Below are 17,266 nucleotides of genomic sequence, written 5' to 3' on the forward strand. Positions count from 1 at the left end.
CACAGCCGCCGGGGCACCGTGTGAGCCCCGCCTCTACCAGCCCTTTTTAGGTTAGGCTAACCTTCGCCACGTGAGATCTGGTGAAGACGAAGCCGGCGGCGGCCGCCTGCGCGGACATGAGCTTTCGGCCACGGGCGTGACCGTCGCGTACGACGGTGCCGACGTCGTGCACGACGCGGCGATCGGGCTGCGGCCCGGCGAGGTGACCGTCCTGGTGGGGCCGAACGGCAGCGGCAAGTCGACGCTGCTGCGGACCGTCGCCCGGCTCCAGCGGGCCCGCAGCGCGACGCTGCGGATCGACGCCGACACCGACGGCATGGCGCTGACGTCCCGTGAGTTCTCGCGGTACGTGGCCCTGCTGACCCAGGGCCGCCCGACGCCGGGCGGCCTGACCGTGCGCGACGTCGTCGAGTTCGGCCGCTACCCCTACCGGGGGCGCTGGGGTCGGCCGGACCCGGACGGCCCGGCCGCCGTGGAACGGGCGCTGGCCCTCACCGGCGTCGACGGCCTCGCCGACCGCGGCGCCGACCACCTCTCCGGGGGGCAGTTGCAGCGGGTCTGGCTCGCGAGCTGCCTCGCCCAGGAGACCGGCGTACTGCTCCTGGACGAACCCACCACCTACCTCGACCTGCGCTACCAGGTCGAACTCCTCGACCTCATCCGCGACCTGGCCGACGTCCACGGCATCGCCGTCGGCGTCGTGCTGCACGACCTCGACCAGGCCGCGGCCGTCGCCGACCGGATCACCCTGCTCGAAGCGGGCCGGATCGTCGCCGACGGCACGCCCGAGGACGTCCTGACGCCCGAGCGGCTGACGGCCGTCTACGGCATCCGGATCGACGTCGACACCGACCCCCTCACCGGCCGGTTGCGCACCCGCCCGATCGGCCGCCACCACATACGTACCGAAAGGCTCGGCACCACCTCATGAGACGCCTCCTGCTCACCGCGGCCGCCACCACCGCCGCGGCGCTCACCCTCGCCGCCTGCGGCACCACCGAACCCGCCGCCGACAAGTCCGAGAAGAAGGCCTCCGAGGCCATCACGCTCAAGGACGGCAAGGGCACCGAGGTGAAGCTCGACGGCCCGGCCACCAAGGTCGTCGCCACCGAGTGGAACGTCGTCGAGAGCCTCGTCTCCCTGGGTGTCGACCCGGTCGGCGTCGCGGACGTCAAGGGCTACAAGACCTGGGACAGCGCCGTACCGCTGAAGAACGAGCCGAAGGACATCGGCACGCGCGGCGAGCCGAGCATGGACACCGTCGCCTCCCTGGCCCCCGACCTCATCGTCGCCACCACCGACCTGCCCCCCGCCGCGGTGAAGCAGCTGCGCGAGGTGGCCCCGGTGCTGGAGGTGACGTCCGCCGACGGCGCGGGCCAGATCGAGCAGATGCTCACGAACGTCGACCTGATCGCCAAGGCCACCGGCACCACCGACCAGGCCAAGACGGTGCGCGAGGGCTTCGAGGCGAAGGTCGCCGAGGGCAAGAAGGCACTGGCCGACGCCGGACTGGCCGGCGAGCAGATCGCCTTCGCGGACGGCTACGTCGCCTCCAACCAGGTCTCGATCCGCCCCTACACCGCGACCTCGCTCCTCGGTGAGGTCAACGAGGCGGTCGGCCTGACCAACGCCTGGAAGGTGAAGGGCGACGAGGCCTACGGCCTGGGGACCACCGACGTGGAGGGCCTGACCGCCCTGCCCAAGGACGTGCACTTCGCCTACATCGGCAACGACGACGACCCGAGCGCCACCCCGTTCACCGGCGCCCTGACCAAGAACTCGGTGTGGAAGTCCCTGCCCTTCGTCAAGGCCGGCGACGTGCACCGGCTCGACGACGGCATCTGGATGTTCGGCGGTCCCGGGTCGATGGAGGCGTACATCGACGCCCTCGTCGGCGCGCTGACGAAGTAGCGAGGCCATGGCCGTCACCGCAACCGAACCCGCTGCCCGTCCCTCGACGAAGGCTCCCACGCCCCGGTCGGGCGCGGCAGCGGTGACGGCCGGGCTCGTCCTGCTGGTCGCCGCCCTGGCCGTCGTCGACATCGCCCAGGGCACCGCCGCCGTCGGCCCGTCCGAAGTGTTCAAGGCCCTGACCGGACAGGCCGACCCCGACGACGCGTCTGTCGTCGTCGCCTCCCGGCTGCCCCGGATGACCGCCGGCCTCCTGGTCGGCGCCGCGCTCGGGACGGCCGGGGCGGTGCTCCAGGCGGTCAGCCGCAACGTGCTGGCCTCCCCCGACACCCTGGCCGTGAACGCCGGTTCCTACCTGGCGCTCGGGCTCGCCGGCGCCACCGGCGTCTCGCTGCCGATGATCGCCTCCTCCGGCGTCGCCTTCCTCGGCGGACTGCTCGCGGCGGCCGTCGTGCTCGGGCTCTCCGGCCTCGGCACGGGCACCGTCCGGCTGGTCCTCGCCGGCACCGCGCTGATGCTGGGCCTGAACTCCATGACGGAGGGCCTGCTCCTGCTCTTCCCCGAGCAGACCGAGGGCCTCTACCAGTGGAACCAGGGCAGCATCGCCCAGAACGGCTTCGACGGCGTCCTCCAGATGCTGCCCATCGCCCTCGTCGGACTGGTCGGCCTGATGCTGACGGCCCGTCGGGTGGACGCCCTGGCCCTCGGCGACGACGCGGCGCGGGGACTGGGCGTCCCGGTCCGCGCCACCCGGGTCACCGTCGTGGTCCTGGCGGCGCTGCTGTCGGCGGCCGCGGTCACGCTCGCCGGGCCCATCGGATTCGTCGGCCTGTGCGCGCCCGCCCTGATCCGTCCGCTCTCCCGGCACTTCCGCGGCTTCGCCCGCTCCCGCGTCGCGATGCCGGCGGCGGCGCTGACCGGCATGGCCCTGGTCCTCGGCTCCGACGTGCTGTTGCGGTCGCTGATCGAGGACGACCTGTCGGTGGCGGTGCCCACCGGCGTGGTCACCAGCCTGGTCGGCGCCGTCTTCCTGGTCGCGATGGCGCTGCGGCTGCGGGACACCGCCGGGTCCGGCGCCCCGGACCGGCTGCGCATCCCGAGCCGGACCGTCTTCCTGGCCACCGTGGCCGCCCTGACGGCCGTCCTGGTCGGCCTGGTGATCGCCGCCGTGCTGGTCGGCGACAGCAAGCTGCTCCTCGGTGACGTCGTCAACTGGGCGCAGGGCAACGCCGGACGGACCGTGTCCTTTGTGCTGGACACCCGGGTGCCCCGGGTGCTGGCCGCGCTCTCCGCCGGTGCGGCGCTCGCCCTGGCCGGCACGCTGGTCCAGGCGGTCACCCGCAATCCGCTGGCCGAACCGAGCGTCCTCGGTGTCACCGGCGGCGGCGCGCTGGGCGCCGTGATCCTGGTGACCACCGCGCCGGTCGCCGGGACCTGGGGGGTGGCCGGCGCCGCGTTCGCGGGGTCCGGCCTCACCGCGGCCCTGGTCTTCGGGCTCGCCGCCCGCGGCGGGTTCCAGCAGAACCGGCTGGTCCTGGTCGGCATCGGCGTCGCCGCCGCGACCACGGCGCTCATCAGTCTGCTGATCGTGCTCACCGACCCGTTCAACGCCACCAAGGCGCTGACCTGGCTGTCGGGTTCGACGTACGGGCGCACGATGCCGGACATCGCGCCGGTGGCCGGCGCGCTGGCGATCGGCATCGTGGTGGCCGTCGCGCGGCGCACCGAGCTGGACCTGGTCTCGCTGGACGAGGACACCCCGCGGCTGCTGGGCCTGCGGCTGGCCCCGGGGCGCCTCGGCTTCCTGGTGCTCAGCGTCGTGCTCACCTCGACGGCCGTGGCCTGCGCGGGCACCATCGCGTTCGTCGGGCTCGTGGCCCCGCACGCGGCACGTGCCCTCGTGGGCCGCCGGCACGCGCGGGTGGTGCCGGTCGCGATCCTGCTCGGCGCCTCGCTGGTGTGCGCGGCCGACCTGATCGGCCGCACCGTGATCGCCCCGGCCCAGCTGGGAGCGGGCCTCATGACCGCGGTCATCGGCACGCCGTACTTCCTGTACCTCCTGGTGCGCAGCCGCCGGTAGCCGCAGACCCGGCCCGTCACCCGAGGCCGCCGCAGATCCGGCCGCTCCCGAAGTCGGGCGTCCTGGTTCGCACCATCGCGTCCTGGGCGCGGCCGGCCTCTGGGGTGCGGGTCCGCCGCCCGGCGAAGCCCCGGCCGAGCAGGCCCCGCCCCGAGAACCGCGCGGTCTGTTCGCCGACCACCAGGCGGCCTCGCGGAGGTGCCGCGGGTACCGGACGGCCGCCGTCGGGTCGACGGTCGTGGCCGGTGCGACGCCGTGGTGGACGCCGTCCGCGTCCCGGAGGGTCCGGCCACGGGCGCCCGGCTCCACCACCACCGCCACCGCCACCGGCGACGTCGCCCACCAGACCCTCAACGTGAGCGTTCCGGTCGGCGTGGACGCTCGCCCGGTCGACGCCTCGCACGTCCCGAACCTCCTCTGCAGCCGCCGCGCCGACCGCGGGTCCTCGGTCACCGCTGTTAGACGAAGCGTCAAGTTACTCAACCGTAATGAGCATGGTGCTACCCACGGTAACGCCTGGCCGGGTACGGTCCCGTCACCCCACAGGAGCAGCGCGACCACGGCCCTCTCTCCCCCGGACCGCGGACGACCGGTTCCGGCCCTTCCCCAGGAGGTTCGCCATGCCCCCACGCCCCCGCACGCTCGCCGCGGCGGTCACCGTCGCACTCGCCCTCGGCGCCCAGGCCGTCCCGGCCGCAGCGGCCGACGGGGCGGCCACCGGTACCGCGGAGGTGTCCCGCGGCGTCGAGATCCCCGCCTTCTACACCCCGCCGTCCACGCTGCCGGGCGCCGACGGCGCGCTGATCCGCAGCGAGCCGCTGCGCCTGGCGCTCAGCCTGCCCAGCCTGGGCGGCCCGCTCCCCGGGCGGGCCACCCGGATGATGTACAAGTCCACCGACGCCAACGGCGAACCGGTCGCCGTGACCGGCGCCTACATCGAGCCGACCGCGAAGTGGCGCGGCGAGGGGCCCCGGCCCCTGGTCGCCGTCGCGCCCGGCACCATGGGCCAGGGCGACCAGTGCGCCGCCTCCATGGCCCTGGAACACCCGCTGCTGCTCAACGGCGAGACGGTCTCGGTGGGCTACGAGGACCTGTCGGTCTACCGGCTGCTGCTGCGCGGTGTCGCCGTCGTCGTCACCGACTACGTCGGCCTCGGCACCACCGACCGGCTGCACACCTACGTCAACCGCGTGGACGGAGCGCACGCCGTGCTCGACGCGGTGCGCGCCGCACGCTCCCTGGACTCGGCGTCGGTCACCCCCGACTCCCGCGTCGGCCTGTTCGGGTACAGCCAGGGCGGCGGGGCGACGGCCGCGGCGGCCGAACTCCAGCCGTCCTACGCACCCGACGTCCCGCTGGCGGGCACCTACGCCGGCGCTCCGCCCGCCGACCTGACGAAGGTCACCGAGGCGATCGACGGCAGCGACCTGGCGGGCGCCCTCGGGTGGTCGCTCAACGGCTTCCTGCAGACCGAGCCCGCCCTGCGGCCCATCGCCGAGCGGTACGTGAACACCGCGGGCGAGGCGGCGCTGAAGGACCTGTCGACCATGTGCGTCGGCGACGCGCTCTTCGCGTACGGGGGCGACAGCAGCACGGCATGGACGAAGACCGGGCAGTCGCTGGGTGACATCATCCGGGCCGAGCCGACCCTCCAGGCCTTCCTGGCCGAACAACGGATCGGCACGCTCAAGCCGGCCGGGCCCGTGCGCGTGGCCACCGGCGTCAGCGACGACCTGGTCCCCCACGGGCAGTCCCGCCAACTGGCCGTCGACTGGTGCGGCGCGGGCGCGAAGGTCACCTACGACCCGGTCGTGCTGCCGGGCGTCGGCAGCGGTCTGCTCAACCACTTCGCCCCGCTCCTCGCAGACCAGGGCAAGGCCATCTCCTGGCTCACCGACCGGCTCTCCGGGGAGCCGGCGGGCTCCAACTGCTGGAGCATGCCCGTACAGCCCTGAGCCCTACCCGCGCACGTACGGGGCCCCGGCGGACGTCCGCCGGGGCCCCCGCGTGTGACGGGCGCGCACCCCGGCAGCAGCTCCGGCATGCGCCGAACGATCATTGCGGCACAGAATTCGCTCAGGCGAATCATGGTGAGGCAAGAGAGAGGCGACGGCGTGGAGGACGCGAAGCCGGACGACGGGTCCGGTCCCCTGGGGCGGGCGAGGATTCCGAGTACGGTCGCGAACATGCCGCGGCAGGTGCGCGAGGAGCTGACCCGTCGGCTCCGTCGCAACAGGCGGGCCTTCCGCGAGGAGGACGTCCAGGTCGTCGAGGGGCCCCTCCTCAAGCGCGCGGTCGGCGCCTCGGCGCTCGGCAACTGCATGGAGTGGTTCGACTTCGGCGTCTACAGCTACCTGGCCGCCACCATCGGCAAGGTGTTCTTCCCGGACGCCTCCCCGACCGCCCAGGTCGTCTCGTCCTTCGCGACCTTCGCCGCCGCCTTCGTCGTGCGCCCCATCGGAGGCCTCGTCTTCGGCCCGCTCGGCGACCGTCTCGGCCGGCAGAAGGTCCTCGCCACGACCATGATCCTGATGGCGATCGGCACCTTCTCCATCGGCCTCATCCCGAGCTACGCGAGCATCGGCATCGCCGCCCCGATCCTGCTGCTGCTCGCCCGTATGCTCCAGGGCTTCTCCACCGGCGGCGAGTACGGCGGCGCCACCACCTTCGTCGCCGAGTACTCACCCGATCGGCGGCGCGGCTTCCTCTCCAGCTGGCTCGACTTCGGCACCTTCGTCGGTTACGCGCTCGGCTCGGCGCTGGTCACCGTGCTGAACCTGCTGCTGACCGACGGCCAGATGCTCGACTGGGGCTGGCGCGTCCCGTTCCTGATCGCCGGTCCGCTGGGCCTCATCGGCCTGTACATGCGGCTCAGGCTGGAGGAGTCCCCCGCCTTCCAGCAGCAGCTCGACGAGCACGAGAAGAGCCTCGCCCAGGAGTCGGCGGGCAGCGAGTTCAAGACCATCATCAAGGACCACTGGCGCCCGCTGCTGATCTGCATGGGCCTGGTGTTGCTCTACAACGTCACCAACTACATGGTCACGGGCTACCTGCCCACGTACCAGACGGAGACACTGGGCCGCTCCAGCGGTTTCGCCGACGTGCTGGTGCTGATCGGCATGGTGTGGATCGTGCTGCTGATCACCTTCCTCGGCCGGCTCAGCGACCACGTCGGCCGCCGCCCGCTGTACGCCGTGGGAGCCGTCGCGATGATCGTCCTCGCCGTACCGGCCTTCCTGCTGCTCAGGGCGGACGGCACCTGGACGCCGGTCGCCGGTGTCCTGCTGCTGTCCACCCTGCTGGCCTGCTTCGCCGCGCCGAGCGCCGCGACCCTTCCCGCCCTGTTCCCGACGGCCGTGCGCTACGCGGCCATGGGCATCGGCTTCAACTTCGCCGTCGCGGCCTTCGGCGGCACCACTCCGCTGCTCACCGAGGCGCTGGTCAGCGTCACCGGCAACGACCTGGTGCCCGCCTTCTACCTGATGGTGGCCGGTGTCATCGGCCTGGTGACCGTGCGCTTCCTGCCCGAGAGCGCCCAGGTGCCGCTCAACGGCTCGCAGCCCATGGTCGGCTCCCGGCAGGAGCGGCGGGAGCTCATCACCACCTCGAAGGACCTCTACAGCCTCTCCAAGGAGCGCTCCGAGGTCCGCTGACGCGTCGCCGGGGCACCGCCCCGGCGGGCGAGGCGGAGAGACACGCCCGAGCCCAGGGCGACACCGGCGCAGACCAGGGCGCTGCCCACGGCCTGCGGGGCGCCGTAGGAGCCCGTGCCGACCAGCGGCGCGGTGCAGGCGGCGGCGACCGGGATCAGGCCGGAGTACAGCGTGGCCCGCTCCGCGCCGATCCGCTGCATGCCCATGTACCAGCACACGAACCCGACGACGGTGACCACCACCGCCTGCCACAGCAGCGCCCCGGTCTCGGCGGTGTCCGGCCGTCGCAGCCAGCCGGCGCCGTCGGCCAGCACACCGACGACCGCCGACTCGGCCGCCGCGACGCCACACACCACCGTGGACAGCAACCGGGGGCCGAGCGGCCGCAGTACGGGCACCGCGAGGACGGCGAAACCGACCTCCCCGACCAGGGCGCACACGGAGAAGGCGATGCCCGCGCCGTCGGTGCGCCCCCAGCCCTGGACCGTGAAGGCCCCGAGGGCCACGAGCGACGCCCCGTACAGCACGACGCGTTGCGGCCGGCGCCCGTCCAGCAGCGGGACGACGACCGCGACGACCACGGGGGCGCAGCCCACGAAGACGCCGGGGACCGCCGGCTCCGCGCTGCGTTCCGCAGCGAGCACGGCGAGGTTGAAGCCGACCATGCCGACGGCCGCGAGCAGTGCGAGGCGCAGCCACCGGTCGGCGCCCAGGGCACGCAGCCGGGCCGCCGCGCCCCGGCCGGCGAACGGGACCAGCAGCAGGAAGGCCAGGCCGTAGCGCAGGAACTGGCCCCCCGCGTACGGATAGTCGCCGAGCAGGCTGTTGGCGGTGAAGGAGCCTCCGACGAGGACACAGGCGAGCGCGGCGAGCAGGGCTCCGCGCGTGGTGGTGGCGTTCATGACGACGACGCTAGGGAGCGCGACGGCCCCGCACGGGGTCCACTTCCGGGGCGGCTTCGGGGACCAATCGAGGCCGCCGGCCCTCACACGGTCATCACCGATCCTCCCTCACGTGCATGTCGCGGGTATTCGGGGTATTCGGAACGTCCCGGTGCCAACACATCGGCAGACCAAGGGATTTGACGGTTATGAACAGACATGGGAAGGGGCTGTCAGTGCGCGGCATCAAGGTAGCGACCGCTGTGGCGACCGCGAGCGTCTCCGTCGCCCTACTGGCGGGCTGCGGCGGCGATTCCGGTGGCGAGAGCAAGCCGTTCGACGGGCAGAGCGCCGACGACATCGCCGCGAAGGCCGTCGAGGCCACCCGGCAGGCGAAGTCCATGCACGTGAAGGGCGACACCCGCCTGGGGGACGGCAGCACCGTCACCATCGACGTCTCGGTCGACCAGGAGAAGAACTGCCAGGGCACCATCGGCGCCGCCGACACCCGCGCGGACGTGCGGCACACCGAGGCGACCCTCTTCCTGCGCGGGGACGAGCAGTACTGGCGGAACGCCCTGAAGCAGCAGCCCGATGCGGCGCGGAAGATGGCCCCCCGGCTCCAGGGCAAGTGGGTGAAGATGCCGGCGAACGACGCCGCTGCCGCCGGTGTCTGCGACAAGCGGGGCTTCGTCGCCGCCATGGACGAGGACAAGTCCGAGCGCCAGGGCATGGAGCGCGGCGACACGACGGAGGTGAACGGCGAGGAGGCGCTGAAGCTGACGAAGGAGAAGAGCTCCGGCGAGACGCTCGCGCTGTACGTCGCCACCGAGGGGGAGCCCTACATCCTCAGGACCGAGACCGAGGGCGGCGAGAACCCGGGCAGCGTCACCTTCAGCGACTACGGCAAGCCGGTGAGCCCCGAGCAGCCGCCGGCCGACCAGACCGTCGACATGAAGGAACTGGCCGGCGGGCAGCAGGCCTGATCCTGCTACTCCCCCGCCTCCTCCGTCCCGCCCGTCCGGTCCGAGGCCGGCCACACGTAGGGCAGGTCGTCCGGGACGCCGGGGAACAGCTCGGCGTACACCTCGGGTTCCTTCCGCACCAGTGCCGAGCGATGGCTGCGGTGGAAGGCCTCGTCCCCGAGCCAGGGCGGCAACTCCCCGGCGCGCGCGAGCTCCGGCTGGTCCCGCACCGGCTCACCCGGACGGCACACGGCGAGACCGGCGACGAGTGAGGCCGCGCAGCTGTCCTGGTGGCCCTGCTCCCGCCAGACCCGGCAGACCTCCAGGCCGTAGCGCACCAGTGCCTCCTCGTAGCCCGTCCACATCCGCACCGCCGGATGCCGGCGCCAGCCGTAGCCGGGCACGGTCAGGCCGCGCAGCACCTGGAGCGCCTCGACCCGCTGCTTGCCCAGCCGGCGGCGGTCCAGGGCCAGCGCGGACTCCGCGAAGTCCGGGTGCGGGAGGAAGGTCTGCATGCTGCTCCTGTCCGGTCAGCCGGGGAACCGGCCCTGGTCGCGCAGCTGCCTGCGGCGTTCGGCGTAGGCGAGGTCGTCGCGCCACAGACGGCCCGCGGCGGCGCGCATCAGCGGGCGCAGGGCCGGTGCCAGGCGGCGGGCCACCGGGAAGCCGGGCCGGTCGGAGGTGGCCAGGACCGCCTCGACGACCGCGGTGCGCGGCCGGCCCTGCTCGTCCGGGCCGAGCGGCGTGGCGTGACTCTCCACGACGGACCCGGTGCCCTCGCCCTCGGTGATGTGCATGACGACGGTGCGGGGCTCGGGGGCGGTGAACTCGGCCCGGACGGGCACCACCAGACGTCCGGCGAGCCGGAAGGACACGTCCACGGCGAAGCGGTCGTCGTCCTCGCCGTCACCGGGCGCCCCGACGACGGTGAGGTCCACGAAGGAATACGGGTGGAACCAGGCGCCGTGCCAGGGGTCGAGCCGGTTGGCGACGACGTCCTCGGGTTCGCAGACACCGACCCCCTGCCAGACGGAGGTCAGGGACGTCGCCCGCGCGGGCCTCACCGGCAGGACGGGCGCCGGTGTCGCGGGCTCCTGGCCCACCGCGTCCAGCCGCACCCACACCAGGACGCCGTCGTCGTGCACCGGGAAGGGCTCCCAGCCGGCGAACGCGGTGCCCTCCAGGGCGAGTCCGTGCCAGTGGCAGACGAGCGTGCCGCACCGCACCGGGCTGTCGGCCAGCGGGGCCCCGAGGTGGGGGCAGGCGCCGGGTCCGCCCACCAGACGCCCCGTGGCGTCCCGCCAGACGACGACCTCGACGCCCGCGACCGTGCCGGACAGCGGGCGGGTGGGCCGTACGTCGGTGCTCGCGCCCAGGACGTACCAGTTGCCCGAGGGGCGGGCCAGGGCGCGCTTGAGCGCCCCCGCGATGAGGGCGGGGCGCGCCTCGCGCCAGGTCGGCCGCTGGTGCTGCCAGGGCACGGGGCGGCGGCGCAGCCGCAGGGGGTAGCGCCCCCGGCGGGGGGCGGGGTCCTGCCTCATCCGGCCTCCTTCGCGGAGCAGGCGTCGTTCCTGCACGTCACCGGCGGTGTCCGGTGGCCGGCGGCGCCCCGCGCTCCTAGCCGGGCGGCCAGCACCCGGGCGAGCCCGTCGGCGGCGACGACCGCGCGCCTGCGACGCGGCACCACCGCACGCCGGTGCAGTACCGCGTACCCGTCCCGCGCGATCGAGTCCAGGATGTTGCGGTACAGCACGTAGGCGGTGCGGATGCAGGGCCGTGCCACCGGGTCCAGCATGTCCAGGCCGGGGGCTGCCTCGCGGTAGACGGCGCGGGTGAGGTCCTCGGCGGCCCGCAGCGCGGCGGTGATGCGCCGGTCGTGGCGCCCCGTCCGTCTGCTCCACAGCAGCAGGTCCCGCTCGACGCCGTGTGCCGCCAGCAGGTCCGCCGGGAGGTAGACGCGCCCCCGGTCGAGATCCTCGCCCACGTCCCGCAGGAAGTTGGTCAGCTGGAAGGCGAGGCCCAGTGCGGCGGCGTGCGGGGCGGCCCGGGCGCGGGGGGTGACGGTGCCGAGCACGGGCAGCATCTGCAGGCCGATGACGGCGGCGGAGCCGTGCATGTAGGCGCGCAGGTCGTCGTAGGTGGGGTAGTCGGTCACCGTGAGGTCGCTGCGCATGGAGGCCATGAAGTCGGTGAAGTGGGCCGGGTCGATGCCGTACCGGGCGGCGGTGTCGGTCAGGGCGACCACCACGGGCTCGTCCGCCGGCCGGTTGCCGGTGAGCGCCTGCCGGAGTTGCCCTTCGAGCCGTCCGAGGGTGGCCGCGCGCTCGGCGGTCGTCGCCTCGGCGCCCATGTCGTCGACGATGTCGTCGGCCCACCGCGCGAACCCGTACAGCGCGTGCACGGCCGGTCTGCGGTCGGCGGGCAGCAGACGGGTCGCCAGGAAGTAGGTGCGTCCGTGCCGGGCGTTGAGCAGCCGGCAGCGGGTGTACGCGGCACGCAGGGCGGGGTCGGTGATGCCCGCGGCGTCCAGTTCGCGCCGGGTCACCGGGGGCCGCCCTTCGACGCCGTACGGCGTGCCGGGGTTCCGGTGATGCGGGCGGCGGCCAGCTTCCCGGAGATCAGCACGGTCGGCACTCCGACGCCCGGGGTGGTCCCGCAGCCCGCGAGGACCGCGTTCTCGGTGCCGCGCACCAGGTTGCGGGGGCGGAAGGGGCCCGTCTGCGCGAAGGTGTGGGCCACCGAGAAGGGCGTGCCGGCGGCATGCCCCTGGGCGGTCCAGTCGGCCGGTGTCACCAGGCATTCCTCCTCGATGGCGGCGGCGATGCCGGTCAGACCCCGGCGTTCGAGGGTGGTGAGCAGGTGGTCGCGATAGCGGGGCGCGAGGTCGTCCCAGGCCCGGGCGTCCGGGCCGATGTCGGTGTTGGGGCACGGTGCGAGGACGTAGTGGAGGTGGCGGCCCTCGGGGGCCAGGGAGGCGTCGCCCGCCGTGGGGCGGGTGATCAGCAGGGAGGGGTCGGTCATCAGGGTGCCGGTCCGGGTGAGTTCGTCGAAGGTCCGTCGCCACGCGGCGCCGAAGGAGAGCGTGTGGTGGGCCAGGTGCGGCCAGGTGCGGGTGGTGCCGGCGTGCAGGACGACAGCGGAGGGGGCGTGCCGCAGCCCGACCGGGCGGCGCGGGCGGCGCCCCAGCAGCCGGTGGACCACGGGGAGGTCGGGGGTGAGGACGACGGCGTCGCACGGGATGCGCGCGTCGGCGGTGACGACCGCGGTGACACGGTCGCCGGAGCGTTCCAGACGGGTGACGTCCTGTCCCAGGCGCAGGTCGGCCCCGGCGTCGACGGCCGCGGCGGCCATGGCACGGGGCAGGGCGTGCATGCCGCCGCGCGGGAAGTACACGCCGGCCACGGTGTCCATGTAGGCGATGACGGCGTAGGCGGCGAGCGCCCGGGCCGGTGCGACCCCGGCGTACAGGGCCTGGAAGGAGAAGACCCGTTTCAGGCGCTCGTCCGACAGGAAGCGTCCGATGCGCGCGTCCAGCCGGCCGAAGCCGCCGAGCGCGGCGAGCCGGGCCAGGTCGGGGGTGAGCAGGCCGAAGGGCGAGTCGAAGTTGGCGTCGATGAACCGGCGCATCTGCACCGTGTAGAGCTCCCGCAGCCAGGTGCGCAGCCGCCGGTACCCGGCGGCCTCGCGTGCGCCGGCGAAGCGTTCGACCTCGGCCTCCATGGCGGCCGCCTCGGTGTGCACGTCCAGCGTCCCGCCGTCGGCGAAGCACGCCCGGTAGGCGGGGTGCAGGGGCATCAGTTCCACCCGGTCGGCCAACCGGTCGCCGACGGCGGCGAACGCCTCGTCGGCCAGATGGGGCATCGTCAGGACGGTCGGGCCCGTGTCGAACAGGTATCCGCCCCGCTCGCGCCGCCCGGCACGGCCGCCCGGCAGCGGGTCGCGCTCCACCACCGTCACCCGTCGCCCGGAGCCCAGCAGGTGCAGCGCGGCCGACAGCCCCGCGAGCCCGGCTCCGACGACCACGACGTGGTCGGTGCGTCCGGGAACCGTCCGGGTCATCGCGGGCCCCTTCCGGCGGACTGCCGCTCACGCGGCTGTCGACCGCCGTCGTCTGCGGTGCTGGGGCGCATCCCGGGTCCTCTCGTCGTCGGCCGCGGCGTGAGCCGTGCCGGGCACGGTGGCTGCTGCGGCTACTTCGGCCGGGCGGCGCTCGGTGGATGCACCGTCCGGCGGCGGCCACGGGCCACTGGGGTGACTCGGCGCCATGCTTTCCCCCGCCGCCTCGGGACCGACGCCGCCCGGGCCCGTTCCCGCCCGGCAGTCACCCGCCCGGCGGACACTCGTCCCGTCCCGGAAGGCGCGGCAGCCGTGCCCCGCGGGCGCGCCGGTGGGTACCGGGGGGCGGGTACGGGGGCAGGGCGGCGCCCCGGCGCGTCCACGGCTCTACGCCCCCGCCCCTTCCGCGTGGTCGGCCAGCCCGCCCGCGCCGAGCGGGCCGGTGCGGTCCATGGCACCCTCCGCCTCCAGCCGGGGCAGCTCGTGCCGGGACAGGCGCAGGACCATCGGCGGCAGGGTCGTACGCCCCACCTGCGCCAGGCGCAGCCAACCGGGCACGTACACGGCCGTGCGGCGGCGCTCCACGGCGCGCACCAGCCGGGCGGCGACGTGCTCAGCCGGGAAGGTGCGGCGGGCCGGAGCCGGCATGTGCGCCCGCAGCTCGCGCAGGACCGTGTACCGGTCGGCGTCGCGGATCATGTCGGTGTCGATCCAGTTGAGGTAGGCGATGCCCACGGCGATCCCGTGGTGGGCCACCTCGGCGCGCAGTGAGTGGGTGAAGGCCTCCACACCCGCCTTCGACGCGCAGTAGGCGCTCATCATGGGGGCGGCGCCGAGGGAGGCGAGCGACGCGATCTGGAGGTGGTACCCCGCGGTGCGGCGCAGGTCCGGCAGGAAGGCGCGGGCCGTGTGGGCGCTGCCGGTCAGGTTCACGTCGACGACGCGGCTCCACTCGGCGGGGTCCGACGTGCCGAAGGGTCCGCCCTCGGCGATGCCGGCGTTCGCCACCACCACCGACGGCGTGCCCAGGCGTTCGCGGACCTCGTGGGCGGCGGCGTCCAGCGCGACGGGGTCGGTGACGTCGACCTCGACGGCGACGGCCGGCGTCGGCAGTCGGGCCGCCAGGTCGTCCAGCCGCGGCTTCTCGTGGCCGAGCAGCGCGATCCGGGCGCCCCGGTCGGCGCACGCGCGGGCCAGGGCGGCACCCAGTCCGCGCGCGGCGCCGGTCACCACGACGATGCGGTGGTGCAGCGGGCTGTCTGTCACCGGGCCGACCCTTCCTCCGGGAACACGGGTGTCGCGGGCGGGCGTCTCACCGCTTGTCGCCGATGCGGTTGCGACGGGTGAGGGCACGCTGCGCGCGGGCGAGGCCCGCGAAGCGGTGCTGGCGCAGGGCGGCGCGCGCGGCGTTGGCGCCGGGCGCCCCGTGCACCCCGCCGCCCGGGTGCGCGCCCGCCGAGGCCAGGAAGAGACCGGTCACCGGTGTCTCCGGCCGTCCGGTGCCGGGCACGGGCCGGAAGACGAGCTGCTGGTGCATGGCGGTGGTGCCGCCGTTGATGGCGCCGCCCTCCAGGTTGGCGTTCATGGCCTGGAGCGTCGGCGGGGCCAGGATCCGGCGGGCCCGGATCAGGCCGCGGAAGCCGGGCGCGAAGCGTTCCACCTGGCGCTCGACGCGGTCGGCCATGAGTTCCTGCTCCTTGGCGTCCCAGCTGCCGGTGATGCCCTCGTCGCCCGCGTCGGCCCGGATGTCGTGGGGGACGTGGGTGTAGGCCCACGCGGACTCCGTGCCGCTCGGGGAGCGGGACGGGTCCGTGGTGGTCATCTGCCCGAACAGCGAGAACGGACGGTCGGGGACCTGTCGCATGGCGATCTGGGCGGCGAAGCGGGTCAGCTCGTCGAGACCGTCGGCCAGGTGCACGGTCCCGGCCCGTGCCGCGTCCTCGCACCGCCAGGGCACCGGGCCGTCCAGGGCCCAGTCCACCTTGAAGGTGGCGAAGTCCCACTCGAAGCGCCGCAGGTCGGCGAGGACCTGGTCGGGCAGGTGCTCCGGGGCGACGAGCCCGCCGTAGAGCGCGGGCACGGACACGTCGGCGAGGACGGCGCGCCGGGCGGTGACCGTCTCCCCGCCGGCCGTGCGCACGCCCGCCACGCGCCGGTTCCGGACCAGGACCCGCTCGACGCGCTGCCCGCACCGGAGGGTGCCGCCGCGGGCCCGCAGCCGGTGCACCAGCGCGGCGGTGAGGGCGCCCGAGCCGCCGACCGGCACGGGGAAGCCGTAGGTCTGGCCGAGCATCGACATCAACCAGCCGAAACCGCCGCTCCCGGCGGCCTCGGGCGCGAGGTCGGCGTGCAGGGCGTTGCCCGCCAGGATCAGTTTTCCGCCCTCGCCGCGGAACTCCTCCTCGCCCATGCGCCGCACCGGCAGCACCAGGGTGCGCGCCAGCCGAAGCCCGCCCCCGCCGCGCAGCCGCAGCGCCAGCCGGGCACCGGCCCGGACCGGCGGGAAGGGGGTGAAGAGGGCGTCCAGGATGTCGGCCCGGTAGCGGTCCCAGACCTCGTGCAGACGGTCCCAGGCGGCGCCGTCCCCGGGCGCGAAGGCGTCCAGGGAGGCGGCGGTGGTGGCGACGTCGCGGTCCAGGACGGCGCAGGTGCCGTCGGTCAGGGGGTGGGCGAGCACATGGGGGGCGTGCCCCCAGCGCAGTCCGTGGTCCTGGAGGCGCAGCCCGGCGAGGACCGGGGAGGCGGCGGCGAGCGGGTAGAAGGAGCTGAACAGGTCGTTGACGAAGCCGGGGGCGACCTCGCTGTCATGGCGCACCGCCCCGCCGGGTTCGGGCTGCTCCTCCAGGACCTCGACGCTCCAGCCGGCGTCCACGAGCAGGTTCGCCGCCACCAGGCCGTTGGGTCCGGAGCCGATCACGACCGCGTCAGGCATGACCGGCTCCCGGTTCGAACCTCACGGAGCCGGGCGAGTCCGCCGGGTCCGGCCGGCGCTGCTCCCCCGCCTCGGCTTCGCACAGCTTCGCGAGCCTCGCGAGCATCGCCCGGTGCCGCACCTGGATCAGCGCCTCCACCCCCACGTTGTGCAGCAGGCCGCCGGGGCCGCGCAGCGGGTGCTCGTCCACGATGACGAGACACTGCTCGCCCCAGGGGCGCAGTTCGATGGCGATGCGTGCCGTGCCGAGCACGCCCGCCTTGGCCTCGATCTCCAGCACGGAGCCCGGCTCGCAGTGCCGGACGACCGACTCGTTCTGCAGCCGCACCGGCCCGAGCCGGACCTCGTACTCGATCGTCGCGCCGACTTCCGGCCACCGTCCGGATTTGGGGGTGACGTCCGAGGTGCCCACCACCCAGTCCGCGTACTCGTTGCCGTCCGCGAGAACGTCCCACACCGCCTGCGGGCTCGCCTGGACCAACCGATGCCGCACCGCCACGCGTGCCTCCCACGCCCAGTAACCGTCACTGCGAGGACGCAGCACTGAGTGCCCCGTACGGCACCGGCCAACCGGCCGACTTCCCGGATGCGCCCGGCCGCGGAAGCCCCGGCGCGGCTCGGACCGCCGGGGAGGTGAGCGGGGACGGTTTCCCGCGCCTCCTTCTGCCGGCCGGTCCGGACGCCGTACGGAAAGGCCCTGCATTGGCATGGACCTGTCGATGTGGTCCGGCTACGCTCGGAGCAACCCGATGAGAGCGCTCTCAGAACGCGGTTGTTCCACCCCCACC

Annotated in this window: 14 protein-coding genes; 6 read left to right on the forward strand and 8 right to left on the reverse strand. The window is 74.3% G+C overall.

Annotation, left to right across the window (positions count from 1 at the left end; all coding sequences use genetic code 11):
- Positions 1-70: 70 nt before the first annotated feature.
- The 5 genes from ACZ6EG_RS07795 (at position 71) to ACZ6EG_RS07815 (ending at position 7,644) form a co-directional block, all read left to right on the forward strand.
- Positions 71-931: an ABC transporter ATP-binding protein gene (locus ACZ6EG_RS07795; protein WP_391969054.1), complete on the forward strand. Its 861-nt coding sequence runs from the start codon at positions 71-73 to the stop codon at positions 929-931.
- On the forward strand, positions 928-1,911 hold the full coding sequence (locus ACZ6EG_RS07800; protein WP_391969055.1) for an ABC transporter substrate-binding protein: 984 nt from the start codon (positions 928-930) through the stop codon (positions 1,909-1,911). Before ACZ6EG_RS07795 ends, ACZ6EG_RS07800 begins: the two co-directional genes overlap by 4 nt.
- Before the next feature lie 7 nt (positions 1,912-1,918).
- Positions 1,919-3,991: an iron ABC transporter permease gene (locus tag ACZ6EG_RS07805; RefSeq protein ID WP_469602562.1), complete on the forward strand. Its 2,073-nt coding sequence runs from the start codon at positions 1,919-1,921 to the stop codon at positions 3,989-3,991.
- 620 nt (positions 3,992-4,611) lie between these two features.
- A complete protein-coding gene (locus ACZ6EG_RS07810; protein WP_469602565.1) occupies positions 4,612-5,946 on the forward strand; it encodes a lipase family protein in 1,335 nt (444 codons plus the stop codon).
- A 231-nt stretch (positions 5,947-6,177) separates the two neighbouring features.
- Positions 6,178-7,644: an MFS transporter gene (locus tag ACZ6EG_RS07815; RefSeq protein WP_469602568.1), complete on the forward strand. Its 1,467-nt coding sequence runs from the start codon at positions 6,178-6,180 to the stop codon at positions 7,642-7,644.
- On the opposite strand, the gene ACZ6EG_RS07820 is transcribed toward ACZ6EG_RS07815, so the two are convergent.
- Positions 7,608-8,546: a DMT family transporter gene (locus ACZ6EG_RS07820; protein ID WP_391969059.1), complete on the reverse strand. Its 939-nt coding sequence runs from the start codon at positions 8,544-8,546 to the stop codon at positions 7,608-7,610. The genes ACZ6EG_RS07815 and ACZ6EG_RS07820 overlap by 37 nt on opposite strands.
- 242 nt (positions 8,547-8,788) lie before the next feature.
- Between ACZ6EG_RS07820 and ACZ6EG_RS07825 the strand changes: the two genes are divergently transcribed.
- Positions 8,789-9,511: a hypothetical protein gene (locus ACZ6EG_RS07825; protein WP_391969060.1), complete on the forward strand. Its 723-nt coding sequence runs from the start codon at positions 8,789-8,791 to the stop codon at positions 9,509-9,511.
- A 5-nt stretch (positions 9,512-9,516) separates the two neighbouring features.
- Here ACZ6EG_RS07825 and ACZ6EG_RS07830 read toward each other — a convergent pair whose 3' ends face one another.
- From ACZ6EG_RS07830 to ACZ6EG_RS07860, 7 genes are all read right to left on the reverse strand, one after another.
- The gene (locus ACZ6EG_RS07830) at positions 9,517-10,005 is read right to left on the reverse strand and encodes an MSMEG_6728 family protein (protein WP_356609564.1); all 489 of its coding nucleotides are present in this window, start codon (positions 10,003-10,005) and stop codon (positions 9,517-9,519) included.
- A 15-nt stretch (positions 10,006-10,020) separates the two neighbouring features.
- On the reverse strand, positions 10,021-11,031 hold the full coding sequence (locus tag ACZ6EG_RS07835) for a DUF5914 domain-containing protein (RefSeq protein ID WP_469602571.1): 1,011 nt from the start codon (positions 11,029-11,031) through the stop codon (positions 10,021-10,023).
- The gene (locus tag ACZ6EG_RS07840) at positions 11,028-12,035 is read right to left on the reverse strand and encodes a phytoene/squalene synthase family protein (RefSeq protein WP_469602574.1); all 1,008 of its coding nucleotides are present in this window, start codon (positions 12,033-12,035) and stop codon (positions 11,028-11,030) included. The genes ACZ6EG_RS07835 and ACZ6EG_RS07840 overlap by 4 nt, the downstream gene beginning before the upstream one ends.
- Entirely contained in the window at positions 12,032-13,549 is a 1,518-nt protein-coding gene (gene crtI / locus ACZ6EG_RS07845; RefSeq protein ID WP_391969063.1) for a phytoene desaturase family protein, read from the reverse strand. Before crtI ends, ACZ6EG_RS07840 begins: the two co-directional genes overlap by 4 nt.
- 384 nt (positions 13,550-13,933) lie before the next feature.
- The gene (locus tag ACZ6EG_RS07850) at positions 13,934-14,812 is read right to left on the reverse strand and encodes an SDR family oxidoreductase (protein WP_391969064.1); all 879 of its coding nucleotides are present in this window, start codon (positions 14,810-14,812) and stop codon (positions 13,934-13,936) included.
- Positions 14,813-14,858: 46 nt separating this feature from the next.
- Entirely contained in the window at positions 14,859-16,478 is a 1,620-nt protein-coding gene (locus ACZ6EG_RS07855) for a phytoene desaturase family protein (RefSeq protein ID WP_391969065.1), read from the reverse strand.
- Positions 16,471-16,977: an SRPBCC family protein gene (locus ACZ6EG_RS07860; protein WP_391969066.1), complete on the reverse strand. Its 507-nt coding sequence runs from the start codon at positions 16,975-16,977 to the stop codon at positions 16,471-16,473. Before ACZ6EG_RS07860 ends, ACZ6EG_RS07855 begins: the two co-directional genes overlap by 8 nt.
- Between the last annotated feature and the right edge of the window lie 289 nt (positions 16,978-17,266).

Source organism: Streptomyces sp. NPDC041968 (genome assembly GCF_055589025.1).

What these genes read in the sequence shown, in the direction of transcription:
- ACZ6EG_RS07800 (WP_391969055.1), top strand. Translation starts at nt 928, where the DNA reads ATGAGACGCCTCCTGCTCACCGCGGCCGCCACCACCGCCGCGGCGCTC.
- ACZ6EG_RS07805 (WP_469602562.1), top strand. Translation starts at nt 1,919, where the DNA reads ATGGCCGTCACCGCAACCGAACCCGCTGCCCGTCCCTCGACGAAGGCT.
- ACZ6EG_RS07810 (WP_469602565.1), top strand. Translation starts at nt 4,612, where the DNA reads ATGCCCCCACGCCCCCGCACGCTCGCCGCGGCGGTCACCGTCGCACTC.
- ACZ6EG_RS07815 (WP_469602568.1), top strand. Translation starts at nt 6,178, where the DNA reads ATGCCGCGGCAGGTGCGCGAGGAGCTGACCCGTCGGCTCCGTCGCAAC.
- ACZ6EG_RS07820 (WP_391969059.1), bottom strand. Translation starts at nt 8,546, where the DNA reads ATGAACGCCACCACCACGCGCGGAGCCCTGCTCGCCGCGCTCGCCTGT.
- ACZ6EG_RS07830 (WP_356609564.1), bottom strand. Translation starts at nt 10,005, where the DNA reads ATGCAGACCTTCCTCCCGCACCCGGACTTCGCGGAGTCCGCGCTGGCC.
- ACZ6EG_RS07835 (WP_469602571.1), bottom strand. Translation starts at nt 11,031, where the DNA reads ATGAGGCAGGACCCCGCCCCCCGCCGGGGGCGCTACCCCCTGCGGCTG.
- crtI (WP_391969063.1), bottom strand. Translation starts at nt 13,549, where the DNA reads ATGACCCGGACGGTTCCCGGACGCACCGACCACGTCGTGGTCGTCGGA.
- ACZ6EG_RS07855 (WP_391969065.1), bottom strand. Translation starts at nt 16,478, where the DNA reads ATGCCTGACGCGGTCGTGATCGGCTCCGGACCCAACGGCCTGGTGGCG.